The 12,803-nt window shown below is 63.8% G+C and carries 12 protein-coding genes; 1 reads left to right on the top strand and 11 read right to left on the bottom strand.

Annotated features, from left to right (window positions below; genetic code table 11):
• Positions 1-108: 108 nt before the first annotated feature.
• The 6 genes from proC to GGD40_RS09915 form a co-directional block, all read right to left on the bottom strand.
• A complete protein-coding gene (gene proC / locus GGD40_RS09940) occupies positions 109-924 on the bottom strand; it encodes a pyrroline-5-carboxylate reductase (protein WP_179706837.1) in 816 nt (271 codons plus the stop codon).
• A 58-nt stretch (positions 925-982) separates the two neighbouring features.
• The gene (locus tag GGD40_RS09935) at positions 983-1,681 is read right to left on the bottom strand and encodes a YggS family pyridoxal phosphate-dependent enzyme (RefSeq protein WP_179743535.1); all 699 of its coding nucleotides are present in this window, start codon (positions 1,679-1,681) and stop codon (positions 983-985) included.
• A gap of 37 nt (positions 1,682-1,718) precedes the next feature.
• Positions 1,719-2,945 (bottom strand): glycolate oxidase subunit GlcF, encoded by a 1,227-nt coding sequence (gene glcF, locus GGD40_RS09930; protein WP_179743533.1) that lies wholly within the window; start codon positions 2,943-2,945, stop codon positions 1,719-1,721.
• An 8-nt stretch (positions 2,946-2,953) separates the two neighbouring features.
• Complete coding sequence (glcE, locus tag GGD40_RS09925) at positions 2,954-4,042, bottom strand: glycolate oxidase subunit GlcE (RefSeq protein WP_179743531.1); 1,089 nt, start codon at positions 4,040-4,042, stop codon at positions 2,954-2,956.
• A gap of 217 nt (positions 4,043-4,259) precedes the next feature.
• A complete protein-coding gene (locus GGD40_RS09920) occupies positions 4,260-5,753 on the bottom strand; it encodes an FAD-linked oxidase C-terminal domain-containing protein (RefSeq protein WP_179706832.1) in 1,494 nt (497 codons plus the stop codon).
• A 48-nt stretch (positions 5,754-5,801) separates the two neighbouring features.
• Positions 5,802-7,217 (bottom strand): FAD-linked oxidase C-terminal domain-containing protein, encoded by a 1,416-nt coding sequence (locus tag GGD40_RS09915; RefSeq protein WP_179743529.1) that lies wholly within the window; start codon positions 7,215-7,217, stop codon positions 5,802-5,804.
• A 241-nt stretch (positions 7,218-7,458) separates the two neighbouring features.
• On the opposite strand from GGD40_RS09915, the gene GGD40_RS09910 reads away from it, so the two are divergent.
• The gene (locus tag GGD40_RS09910; protein WP_179706828.1) at positions 7,459-8,004 is read left to right on the top strand and encodes a cob(I)yrinic acid a,c-diamide adenosyltransferase; all 546 of its coding nucleotides are present in this window, start codon (positions 7,459-7,461) and stop codon (positions 8,002-8,004) included.
• Here the strand turns inward: GGD40_RS09910 and GGD40_RS09905 are convergent.
• The 5 genes from GGD40_RS09905 to GGD40_RS09885 all read right to left on the bottom strand — a co-directional run bounded on the left by GGD40_RS09905 (position 8,001) and on the right by GGD40_RS09885 (position 12,680).
• Entirely contained in the window at positions 8,001-8,333 is a 333-nt protein-coding gene (locus GGD40_RS09905) for a helix-turn-helix domain-containing protein (protein WP_105507300.1), read from the bottom strand. The two genes, GGD40_RS09910 and GGD40_RS09905, sit on opposite strands and share 4 nt — an antisense overlap.
• A 3-nt stretch (positions 8,334-8,336) precedes the next feature.
• Entirely contained in the window at positions 8,337-8,675 is a 339-nt protein-coding gene (locus tag GGD40_RS09900) for a type II toxin-antitoxin system RelE/ParE family toxin (RefSeq protein WP_179743528.1), read from the bottom strand.
• A 189-nt stretch (positions 8,676-8,864) separates the two neighbouring features.
• Positions 8,865-9,938: a 3-deoxy-7-phosphoheptulonate synthase AroG gene (gene aroG / locus GGD40_RS09895; RefSeq protein WP_179706824.1), complete on the bottom strand. Its 1,074-nt coding sequence runs from the start codon at positions 9,936-9,938 to the stop codon at positions 8,865-8,867.
• 322 nt (positions 9,939-10,260) lie between these two features.
• Positions 10,261-11,727: a metalloprotease TldD gene (gene tldD, locus GGD40_RS09890; RefSeq protein ID WP_179706822.1), complete on the bottom strand. Its 1,467-nt coding sequence runs from the start codon at positions 11,725-11,727 to the stop codon at positions 10,261-10,263.
• A 101-nt stretch (positions 11,728-11,828) separates the two neighbouring features.
• Complete coding sequence (locus tag GGD40_RS09885) at positions 11,829-12,680, bottom strand: carbon-nitrogen hydrolase family protein (protein WP_179743526.1); 852 nt, start codon at positions 12,678-12,680, stop codon at positions 11,829-11,831.
• Positions 12,681-12,803 lie beyond the last annotated feature (123 nt).

Here is a 12,803-nt window from a genome sequence, read left to right as displayed (position 1 = left end):
AAACCAGCTCAAACCAGCGTCGCGCCTCACGGTTTTAGCGTCGCCGAGAGCGCCCCGGTCTGAACCAGGACGCTAACTCTTTATCTCTTTCCCGACAACTCGCGGCGCTTACAGCTTGCCGAACTCGTCGCCCATTTCCTTGGCGCGCGCGTCGGCGGCGAGCACGCCGCGCACGATCGCGTCCTTGACACCGCTCGCGTCGAACGACGTCAGCGCTGCTGCCGTCGTGCCGCCTTTCGACGTTACCCGTTCGCGCAACACGCTTGGTGCTTCGTCGGAATTCGCCGCCAGTTGCGCCGCGCCGGTGAAGGTGGCGACAGCTAGCGCGCGGCCTTGCGCTTCATCCATGCCGAGCTGGCGCGCGGCTTCCTGCAGCGCCTCGATGAAATAGAACACATAGGCCGGCCCGCTGCCCGAGATCGCGGTGACCGCGTCGATCTTCGCTTCATCGTCGAACCAGACCGTTTCGCCGACCGCGCCCAGCACCTGCGATGCGAGCGCACGACCCGCTTCGTCGACGCTGCCGGTCGCGACCAGTCCGGTCACGCCCATGCCGATCAACGCCGGCGTATTCGGCATCACGCGTACGACTCGCGAGTGACCGTTGAGCCAGCGCGACATGTCTGCCATGCGAATCCCGGCGACGATGCTGACCACCAGTTGCGACGCGTTCAGATGCGGCGCCAGCCCCTCGGCGACGCTCTTCAGAATCTGCGGCTTCACGGCCAGCACGACGGCGTCGTACGCGGCGAGCGCGGTGTCGGCGGCGGCGCCGGTCTTGATGCCGAATTGCTGCTCATTGCGCTCGCGGGTCGCTTCGTTGGGATCGATCGCGTAGAGGTCGGCCGGCGCGACGCCACGTTTGATAAGACCGCCGATCAACGCAGCGGCCATATTGCCACCGCCGATAAAAGCAATTTTCATGATGTTGAGAGAGTAGTGCCGTGCAGCGCCCAATGAATCGACAAAGGGCTCACACGAGTCAGTTGGAGTAATCTCGTGCGCCGAAAATCGCGGTGCCGACGCGCACCATGGTTGCGCCTTCGAGCACGGCGGCTTCGAGGTCGCTCGACATGCCCATCGATAAAGTATCGAGTTCGAGTCCGTCGTCGCGCAAACGCTCGAACAACTCGCGCAACTGGCGATGCGGCACACGCTGATCGTCGATGCTGCCGGCCGGCTCGGGAATAGCCATCAGGCCGCGCAAATTCAGCTTCGGCAGCGCGGCGATCGCCTGCGCGACTTCCACCGCCTCGGCCACGCTCACGCCGCTTTTCGACGCCTCGCCGCTGATATTCACCTGCAGGCACACGTTCAACGGCGGCAGATTGTCGGGCCGTTGCTCCGACAGCCGCTGCGCGATTTTCAGCCGGTCGACCGAATGCACCCAATCGAATTGTTCGGCGACCGGCCGTGTCTTGTTCGACTGCAACGGGCCGATGAAATGCCATTCGAGCGACGCGCGCAGATCGGCGAGTGTTTCGATCTTGGTCAGCGATTCCTGCACGTAGTTTTCACCGAATGCACGCTGGCCGGCGGCGTGCGCGGCGCGTACGTCTTCGGCGGGGAAGGTCTTGGAGACCGCGAGCAGGGTGATCGAACGCGGGTCGCGTTCGGCCACCTGCGCGGCGGCGGCGATGCGCTGCTGCACCGCTTCGAGGTTGTGAATCAGATCGGGCATGGCACGTAGGCGGAAACCGGTAAAGGCGATGTCCCGATTATACGGACAGCATGTGCTCGACCAATTCGATCCAGTGCGCGACCGGCGTCTGCGTGCCGCTTTGCAGATGCGCAATGCAGCCGACGTTCGCCGACACGATCACCTGCGGCTCCTGCGCCTGCAGCCGTTCGAGTTTCTGATCGCGCAGTGCATACGAGAGCTTGGGTTGCGTCAGCGAATAGGTGCCCGCGGAGCCACAGCAGAGATGACTGTCGGCGGGCAGCCGCACTTCGACGCCGAGCGCCGCCAGCACATGCTCGACGCGACCGCGCACCTGCTGACCATGCTGCAACGTGCACGGCGGATGAAACGCCACCGTATGGACCGCGCGGCGGCGCGTGACGGCGACCAGCGCTTCCTCGAACTCCGGCAGGATTTCCGCGATGTCGCGCGTCAACGCCACGATCCGGGCCGCCTTCTCCGCATACGCCGGATCGTCGCGCAGCAGATGCGCGTATTCCTTGACCGTCACGCCGCAGCCGGACGCGTTCATCACGATCGCTTCCACGCCCTGTTCGACGTACGGCCACCAGGCGTCGATGTTGGCGCGCAGATCGTCGAGCGCTTCGTCGTTGTAGCCCAGATGCAGGCGGATCGCGCCGCAGCAGCCGGCGTCCGGCGCGATTAGCGTTTCCACGCCGAGCGCGTCCAGCACGCGGGCGGTGGCGATGTTCACGTTCGGCATCATCGACGGTTGCACGCAGCCCGCCAGCATCAGCATCTTGCGCTCGTGTTTCGCCGTCGGCCATTCGAGCGGACGCTGCCGCGCGGGCACCTTGTCGCGCAGTTTCTTCGGCAATAGCGCGCGGAAGTGCTGGCCGATCCGCATGGTCGGCGTGAACAACGCGCTGTTCGGCACGAAGCTCGCGAGCAACCGGCGCACCAGCCGCTGACCGGCCGGGCGCGTGACTTTTTCCTCGGTGATCTTGCGGCCGATTTCCACCAGCCGGCCGTATTGCACGCCGGACGGGCAGGTCGTTTCGCAACTGCGGCAGGTCAGGCAGCGGTCCAGGTGAACCTGGGTGCTGCGCGTGACCGGCGCGCCTTCCACCATCTGCTTGATCAGATAGATGCGGCCGCGCGGGCCGTCGAGTTCGTCGCCGAGAATCTGATAGGTGGGGCAGGTGGCCGTGCAGAAACCGCAGTGCACGCAATTGCGCAGGATAGCGTCGGCTTCGTCGCCGTCGGGCGTATTGCGAATGAAGTCCGCGAGGTTGGTTTGCATCGCGTCGCTCAGAAGTCGGGGTAGAGACGGCCGCGATTGAAGATGCGGGCCGGGTCGAAGGCGGTTTTCAGGCCGCGATGGATTTTCATCAGCGGAGTAGGCAGCGGTGTGAAGACTCCGGCGCCGCGGTCGTAGCCGTGGCTGGTGCGGAAAATCGTGGCATGGCCGCCGGCCTGTTTGGCACTGATGCGCACGGTTTGCGCGTCGGTGTCTGTGATCCACCAGCGCTGGCCGCCGCCCCATTCCATCAGTTGCGCACCGGGCAATTGCAGCGGCTCGGTGATCGACGGCAACGCCAGTCGCCACAACGCGGCTTTCGGCGGAATCGCCGCGAAAAACGAGTCGGTTTGCTCGCGCAGACCGGCCCAGAAGCGTTCCGCTTCGACCGCGTCGACGACTTCGCCGCCGAGCGCCGTGCGCGCCGCCTTGACTGCGGATTCCGCGCCGGCAAGGCGTACCGCAAGCGTGCCGTGACGCCACGCGCTCGCGGTGATCGGCAACGGCCGGCCGCCCCATTCGTTGAGCTTGCGGACCGCGTCGGTGCCGTTCATGTCGAACTTGAGGGTGGTTTCCGCTTGCGGCAGCGGCAAGACCTTGATCGACAGTTCAAGGATCAGGCCGAGCGTGCCGAGCGAGCCGGCCATCAGACGCGAGACGTCGTAACCGGCCACGTTCTTCACGACCTGCCCGCCGAAGTGCAATTTCTGCCCTTGGCCGTTCATGATGACGGCGCCGAGCACGAAGTCGCGCGCCGCGCCGGCTGCGGGACGGCGCGGCCCGGCGATGCCGGCCGCGATGCAGCCGCCGAAGGTGGCCTGCGGCCCGAAATGCGGCGGCTCGAAGGCGAGCATCTGGTGATGTTCGGCGAGCGCGGCTTCGATCTCCAGCAAGGGCGTGCCCGCGCGCGCGGTGATGACCAGCTCCGCCGGATCGTAAGCAATGATGCCGCGATAAGCGCGCGTATCGAGGATGTCACCTTCCAGCGCCTGGCCGTACCAGTCTTTGGTGCCGCCGCCACGGATGCGCAACGCGCGTCCCTCGGCGCTGGCGGAACGCACGCGTTCCGACCATACGGCGACGATGTCGTCCTCTTCCATGGTGTCCTGCTTCGTTGTGTTTCGATCGATTGTACCGGGCGGGGGCTCGCTGGCAACCAGGAGCGGACCCGCATCGGGTAATCAGGGTAGTGGGGCTGAAAGCGCCGCCGCAGCAGGCTAGGCGCGGCGCTTGTCGGGAGTGGGCGTTAGGCGGCGCATTGCGGTGTGCCTTATGCGCTGCCTTATGCCTTGTGTTCCGCTGTGCGTTCCGCAGGCGCTAGAAACGCGGCAGGTCAGGGTGGGGCAGCAAACCGCCCCGCACGTGCATCTTGCCGTATTCCGCACAGCGCGCCCGGGTGGGAATGCCCTTGTCGGGGTTGAGCAGGCCGGGTGCGTCGAAGGCCCGCTTGACCGCGTGGAACGTGTCGCGCTCCTCGGGTGAGAACTGCACGCACATCGAATTGATTTTTTCGATACCGACGCCATGCTCGCCGGTCACGGTGCCACCCAGTTCGACGCAGGCTTCGAGGATGTCGCAACCAAACGCCTCGGCCCGGTGCCACTCGTCCTTATCGTTGCCGTTGAACAGGATCAGCGGATGCATATTGCCGTCGCCCGCGTGGAACACGTTGATGCAGCGCAACCCGTACTTCTTCTCCATCTCTTCGATGCGCGCCAGCAGCGGCCCGATACTGCGGCGCGGCACGGTGCCGTCCATGCAGTAGTAGTCGGGTGAAATGCGGCCGGCGGCCGGAAACGCGTTCTTGCGCCCGGACCAGAAGCGCAGCCGTTCGCTCTCCGAGCGCGAAATCTGGATGCGGGTGGCGCCCTGTTCACGCAGCACCGCGGTCATGCGGACGATTTCGTCGGCGACTTCTTCGACCGTGCCGTCCGATTCGCACAGCAGGATCGCCGCCGCGTCGAGGTCGTAGCCCGCCTTGACGAATTCCTCGACCGCGCGGGTGGCCGGCTTGTCCATCATCTCCAGACCGGCAGGGATGATGCCCGCGGCAATGATGCCGGCAACCGCGTCGCCGCCTTTCACGACGTCGTCGAAGCTGGCCATGATGACCTGCGCCAATTGCGGTTTCGGGATCAGCTTGACGGTGACTTCAGTGACGATCGCGAACATGCCCTCGCTGCCGATCATGACCGCTAGCAGATCGAGGCCTGGCGCGTCAGGTGCGAGCGAGCCGAATTCGACGATCTCGCCTTCCATGGTCACCGCGCGCACGCGCAATACGTTGTGCACGGTGAGGCCGTATTTGAGGCAGTGGACGCCGCCGGAATTCTCCGACACGTTGCCGCCGATCGTGCAGGCAATCTGCGACGAAGGATCCGGCGCGTAGTACAAGCCGTACGGCGCGGCTGCTTCGGAAATCGACAGATTGCGCACGCCCGGCTGCACGGTGGCGGTTCGCGCGTACGAATCGACTTCGACGATCTTCCTGAAGCGCGCGAGCGACACCACCACGCCGTGCCGGATCGGCATCGCGCCGCCCGACAAACCGGTGCCCGCGCCGCGCGGCACGATCGGCACGTCGAGGCGGTGGCAGATCTGCACGATGCGCTGCACCTGCGATTCCGTTTCCGGCAACGCGACGGCGAGCGGCAGACGCCGGTACGCGGCGAGCCCGTCGCATTCGTAAGCGACGGTGTCTTCTTCCCGATACAGCAGACAGTGGGTCGGCAATACGGCCATCAGCGCCTGCACGACTTCGCGCTGGCGCTGGGCGAGTACTTCTGCCGTCAGTTCAGCGGGTGCGTTCATGTGACTTGTCTCCTCGTGCGTCTCGCGGCGGTAAAGCCCGCTATTCCGTCAAGCCGCCCAACTGAAAATCTTGCCGGGGTTCATCAGATTGCGTGGATCGAGTGCGTGCTTGATGGCGCGCATGGTGTCGACGGCAACGTCGCCGTGTTCCTCGAGCAGAAAGCCCATCTTGTGCAGGCCGACGCCGTGCTCGCCCGTACAGGTGCCGTCCATGCGCAGCGCGCGTTGGACGATCCGAAGGTTGAGGCGCTCCGCTTCGGCGAGCTCTTCCGGTTTGTCCGGATCGATCAGGATCACCACATGGAAATTACCGTCGCCAACATGGCCGACGATCGGGCAGGGCAACGGCGACGCTTTCAGATCCCGCTCCGTTTCCTCCACGCATTCGGCGAGGCGCGAGATCGGCACGCAGACGTCGGTGGTCACGGCGCGGCAACCGGGCTTCAGTTGCAGCATTGCGAAGTAGGCGTTGTGACGGGCGTTCCACAGACGGCTACGGTCTCCCGGCCGGGTGGCCCATTCGAAGCCTTCGCCCGAATTCTGCGCGGCGATTTCCTGCACCAGCTCCGCCTGTTCTTTCACGCCGGCTTCCGTACCGTGAAATTCGAAGAACAGCGTGGGCGCTTCACGCAGCGTCAGATTCGAATGACGGTTGATCGAGCGGATGGCGAGCGCGTCGACGAACTCGACGCGCGCGATCGGCACGCCCATCTGGATCGTTTCGATGACGGTGCGCACCGCGTCGCCCATGGACGGAAACGTGCAGACCGCGGCCGACACGGCTTCCGGTTGCGGATACAGGCGCACGGTGATTTCCGTGATCACGCCGAGTGTGCCTTCCGAGCCGACGAACAGGCGCGTGAGGTCGTACCCGGCAGACGATTTGCGGGCTCGCGTGCCGGTCTTGATCACGCGGCCGTCGGCCAGCACCACGGTCAGGCCGAGCACGTTCTCGCGCATCGTGCCGTAACGCACGGCGTTGGTGCCCGACGCGCGCGTAGCCGACATGCCGCCGATGCTCGCGTCCGCACCCGGGTCGATCGGGAAGAACAGACCGGTGTCGCGCAGTGCCTCGTTCAGTTGCTTGCGCGAGATGCCCGGTTCGACGGTGACGGTGAGGTCTTCAGCGTTGATCGACAGGACCCGGTTCATTTCCGACAGATCGATCGACACGCCGCCTTGCACCGCCAGCAAATGTCCTTCGAGCGACGAACCGTTGCCGTACGGAATGATCGGCACGTTGTACTGGCCGCAGAGTGTGACGACGGTTTGCACGTCTTCGGCAGTGCGGGCGAAAACGACCGCGTCAGGCAGTTGGGGGTCGAACGGCGACTCGTCGCGGCCATGATGAGCGCGCACGGCTTCGGCCACCGAGACGCGCTCGCCGAAAGCGGCCGTGAGCGCGCTCAGCAATTCGCCGGGAAACGGCCGGCGCAGCGGGGCCGGCGGCACGGGATGGTTCACGCATGTCTCCTGATCTATGGGGCAAAGCGAGGCGCAAAGTGTGGGCAGAGCGCCTTTACAGCATCTACTTCATTTTACGCCGATCGCCCACGGGCCGGCGTTCGGACCGGCTCGCGCTCCTATAATGGCGGCGACTTCACGATGCGCGCAATATGGATAAACGCGGTGGCCGGTGGGGGTTCTGGATCCGGCCGGACCGCCGGGCGTGCACGCATCGCCACTGAATTGCATGGGAGACAGCATGGGCAACCGCTTGAGCAAGATCGCCACCCGTACCGGCGACGACGGCACCACGGGACTCGGCGACGGCCGCCGCGTAGGCAAGGACAGCGCACGTATCGCCGCGATCGGCGACGTGGACGAACTCAACTCGAATCTCGGCGTGCTGCTATGTGAAACGCTGCCCGACAACGTGCGCGCGGCGCTGATCGCGATTCAGCATGATCTGTTCGATCTGGGCGGCGAACTCTGCATTCCCGGCCACACGATGATTGCCGACCGGCACCTCGCCCAACTCGACGATTGGCTCGCCGATTACAACGCGAGCTTGCCGCCGCTGAAGGAGTTCATTCTGCCCGGCGGCTCGCGCGCGGCGGCGCTCGCTCACGTGTGCCGCACCGTGTGCCGCCGTGCTGAACGGGCGATCGTGGCGCTGGGTGAGCAGGAGGAAATCAACGCCGCGCCGCGCCAGTATGTGAACCGTTTGTCCGATCTACTGTTCGTGCTCGCGCGGGTGCTCAATCGTGCGGACGGCGGTGCCGATGTACTGTGGCAACACGAGCGTTAGCCAACCGCCAGCCTGACCGGCTTACCGATCCGGCTCAACATTTCCACCAAGGTATCAATGGTGAACTTGGTGGTCTTCTTGTTGACCACGTCGGACACACGCGGGCGCGACACCATCAGAACCTCGGCCGCCTCCGCCTGTTTCAAATGATGCTGTTCGATCCAACTGGACAGTTCTGTCATGAGCTGCTCCTTGAGCAGCCGCGTGTCGTTGATCTGCTTTTGCGACGCGGCATGCAGGCGCTTTGCCTCGTCGACGGAAAAGCCGAGTTCGAGGAACAGATTGGCGCCAGGCTTGGACACGTGACGAATTTGGGTGTCGATCGTCATTTGTTAAGTTTTCCTATCATTAATAATGGCACGATAACGCGTTTCGGCAATCTTTCTGTCATGCGGCGTGAGCCTTTGCGTTTTCTTCTGCAAACAGTGAAGCACGTACAGTGCATTCACAAACTTGGTCACGTACATGACGCGAAAAATACCGTTAGCCTCTTTGATGCGAATTTCACGCGTGCCGGGTCCGATCGAATCAAACGACTTCCAGTCGTCGGGGTCGAGGCCTGCCTGAATTTTACCAAGCTGAAACCCGGCTTGCCGGCGTGCTTCTTCGGGAAAGGCGAGTAAATCGCGATAGCTGGAGCCGATCCAGCGGAGTTCTTTTTCACAAATCATAACCACCTTTCGTGTACAAAATATTATACGCAATCCTCCACCTGGTCAAGTCCTCTTCGACCGTGCGACGAATCGTTACGGTACAGAGGTGGCTCGCTGAGCACCATTCGTCCGTTTGGCCAATAAAAAAAGCCCGGCTCGATTGAGCCGGGCTTTTTCGATGAAGCCTTACCGCGATTGCAGCGCGTTTCAGTTGCCGCTGCCGCGTGCCACGCGCCGTTGCTTGACCGCGTCGGCGAGACCTTCCAGCACGCCGATGCTTTCGTCCCAACTGATGCAGGCGTCGGTAATGCTCTGGCCATAAGTGAGCGCGCAGCCTTCCTGCAAATCCTGGCGTCCTGCCACGAGATGCGATTCCACCATCACGCCGACGATTCGTTCGTCGCCCGAAGCAATCTGGCGGCCGATATCGGCGCACACCGGAATCTGATTCTCGTGCTTCTTCGAGCTGTTCGCGTGGCTCGCGTCGATCATCAGACGCGCGGCCAGACCCGCCTTGCCGATGTCCGCGCACGCGGCGTTCACGCTGTCCGCGTCGTAGTTCGGCGTCTTGCCGCCGCGCAGGATGATGTGGCAATCCTCATTGCCCGCAGTCGACACGATCGCCGAGTGGCCGCCCTTGGTCACCGACAGGAAATGGTGCGGCTGCGAAGCGGCCTTGATCGCGTCGACGGCGATCTTGACGTTGCCGTCCGTGCCGTTCTTGAAACCGACCGGGCACGACAGCCCCGAGGCCAACTCGCGATGCACCTGCGATTCGGTCGTGCGTGCGCCGATCGCGCCCCACGAGATCAGATCCGCGATGTACTGCGGGCTGATCATGTCGAGGTATTCGGTGCCGGCCGGCAAGCCGAGTTCGTTGATGCGCAACAGCAGTTCGCGCGCGGTGCGCAGGCCGTCGTTGATCTTGAAGCTGTTATCCATGTGCGGGTCATTGATGAGACCCTTCCAGCCCACCGTGGTGCGCGGCTTTTCGAAGTACACGCGCATCACGATTTCGAGCTCGCCTGCGAAACGCTTGCGTTGCTCGACGAGGCGGCCGGCGTATTCCATGGCCGCCTTGGTGTCGTGAATCGAGCACGGCCCGATGATGACGATCAGGCGGTCTTCCATGCCGTGCAGAATGCGATGCATTGCGTTACGCGAGTGGTAGATCACGTCGGACACCGTTTCGTCGCAGGCGAATTCACGGATCAGGTGAGCGGGCGGCGTGAGTTCTTTCAATTCGCGGATACGGACATCGTCGGTGTTGTGCGGGGGCATGGTGGTTCTCCTGAATCGGTTCGTAGCGTGTTCGGTGTCAAAGGCGTGAGGCGAAAAAAAACCGCCAGACTAGGCTGGCGGTTTTTCGGGAATTCTTGGTGTCTTGCGTGCACTAACACCCCTCTCGATCCGCCAGCGGTCTGAGATGCCAAAAAAGTAAAAGTAAAACTTGGCGGACATGGCGAAATGGGGTCGCTGATCAAAAGGGTGAGTGACTTTATAACCCGGGCAGACCGTGCGGTGCAAGCCGTGGGGGGTAAAAATGCGGAAAATCCGCATACTTCGTGCTAAACGCTCACGAAGTATGCATTTTCTTCAAAAATCAGGCCGTGCCGCCTACTGTCATCCGGTCGATCCGCAGCGTCGGCTGGCCGACGCCCACTGGCACGCTCTGGCCTTCCTTGCCGCACACGCCCACGCCCGAATCGAGCTTCATGTCGTTGCCGATCATGCTGACGAACTTGAGCGATTCCGGGCCGCTGCCGATCAGCGTCGCGCCCTTCACCGGGTACGTGACCTTGCCGTTCTCGATCATGTACGCCTCGGAAGCCGAGAACACGAACTTGCCGTTGGTGATGTCCACCTGACCGCCGCCGAAGTTCACCGCATACAAGCCGTTCTTGACCGACTCGATGATTTCCTTCGGGTCCTTGTCGCCGTTCAGCATGTACGTGTTGGTCATGCGCGGCATCGGTAGCGCGGCGTACGACTCACGGCGTGCATTGCCCGTGACCGGCATCTTCATCAGACGCGCGTTCAGCGTGTCCTGAATGTAACCCTTCAGGATGCCGTCTTCGATCAGCGTGGTGCACTGGGTCGGATTGCCTTCGTCGTCGATATTCAGCGAGCCGCGGCGGTTCGGCAGCGTGCCGTCGTCGACCACGGTGACGCCCTTGGCGGCGACCCGTTCGCCGATGCGTCCCGCGAATGCCGACGAACCCTTGCGGTTGAAGTCGCCTTCAAGTCCGTGACCGATCGCTTCGTGCAGCAGCACGCCGGGCCAGCCCGGTCCGAGCACGACGGTCATCGCGCCGGCCGGCGCCGGCCGTGCGTCCAGATTGACCAGCGCTGCATGAACGGCATCGTCGACGTAGCCCGACAGCACTTCGTCGGTGAAATAGCCGTAGTCGAAGCGTCCGCCGCCGCCGCCGCTGCCGATTTCACGGCGGCCGTTCTGTTCGGCGATCACCGTGACCGACACGCGCACCAGCGGCCGGATGTCGGCCGCGAAGCCGCCGTCGCTGCGCGCCACGAGCACCACGTCGTATTCACCGGCGAGGCCGGCCATGACTTGCTGGATGCGCGGATCGCGGCCGCGCGCCATCTGTTCGACGCGCTCGAGCAGCTTGACCTTGGCGGTGGCGTCGAGCGAATGTAGCGGATCGGACGGCAGATACAGATCGCGCCCGGCAATACCGACCAGCGACGAAGCCGCCTTGATCTTCTGCTTGCCGCCGCCGACTTTGGCGATCGCCCGCGTGGCGATGGCGGCCTGGCGAATCGCTTCGGGCGACAGGTCGTCCGAATAAGCGAACGCCGTGCGGTCGCCCGATACGGCGCGCACGCCGACGCCCTGGTCGATGCTGAAACTGCCCGACTTCACGATGCCTTCTTCGAGACTCCACGCCTCGCTACGCGTGTACTGGAAGTACAGGTCGGCGTAATCGATCTTGTGCGTGAAGATTTCGGCGAGCGTGCGGGTGAGCAGGGATTCGTCGAGACCGTAGGGCGTCAGGAGGATGTCCTTGGCGGTGGCGAGATTACGGATACCGGGTTCGATGATGTTCATGCGAAGTATGTTCTGCTCGATACGAAGGATTCGGTTAGCGCCACGCCCTCTATATGAGTGGCAGGCGCCGCACTTTCAATGTCGCGCGGGGTTCATTTCAGTCAGCTCAGCACGCGATGACGCCAGGCGGGCAGGCTCTGCCGCACCTCGTCGATGCGCGCACGCTCGAGATTGCCTGTGACCACGCCGGCGCCCTCGTCGCGCACCGCGACGATTTCGCCCCACGGGTCGATCAGCATGCTGTGGCCCCAGGTCCGGCGGCCGTTTTCGTGTTTCCCACCTTGCGCGGCGGCCAGCACGTAACACTGGTTTTCGACCGCCCGGGCTCGCAGCAGCATTTCCCAATGCGCGCGGCCGGTGGTGTAAGTGAACGCCGACGGCACCACGATCAGCGCGCAGTCGCCCATGCGCCGGTACAGCTCCGGAAAGCGCAGATCGTAGCAGACCGACAGGCCGACGCGGCCGAACGGCGCTTCGAACGTGCGGACTTCGTGGCCGGGGCGAATGGTGCGCGCCTCGTCGAACGATTCCTCACCCTTTTCGAAGTTGAACAGGTGGATCTTGTCGTAGCGGGCGGCCTCGTTGCCCTGCGGGTCGAACACCAGCGTGGTGTTCAGCACGCGAGACGCCTCTGGCGCCGTGAGCGGCAGCGTGCCGCCGATCACCCAGATCTTGTGACGGCGCGCGGCGTCGGCGAGAAAACGCTGGATCGGGCCGTCCTGGTAGGGCTCTCGCACCGCCAGCTTGTCGGTGTCCTTGAAGCCCATGAAGCAGAAGTATTCGGGCAGCAGGACCAACTGCGCGCCGTCGGCGGCGGCTTCGGCGATCAGGCGTTGCGCTTCGGCGAGATTGCGTTCGCGATCCGGCGTGCTGACCATCTGCAACGCGGCGACGCGAAAGGCGCTGTCCAGAGAGCCGCTGGATACGGTTGAAGAGACGTGTGGTTCGCTCATGAGCGTTTCGAAAAACTCCCGGCAGGGCGGCGGCGCGACCCGCTGGCGCCGCCTACGTCGTTCAAGGCTGGCTGGGCCGCCGGTGCGGCACCGCGCGTTTCTGACCGGGCAAAGGGTCGAATA

The organism is Paraburkholderia bryophila (genome assembly GCF_013409255.1).
Classification (GTDB): Bacteria; Pseudomonadota; Gammaproteobacteria; order Burkholderiales; family Burkholderiaceae; genus Paraburkholderia.
Note: the sequence above shows the minus strand (reverse complement) of the source record. Positions and strands in the feature narration are given on the sequence as shown.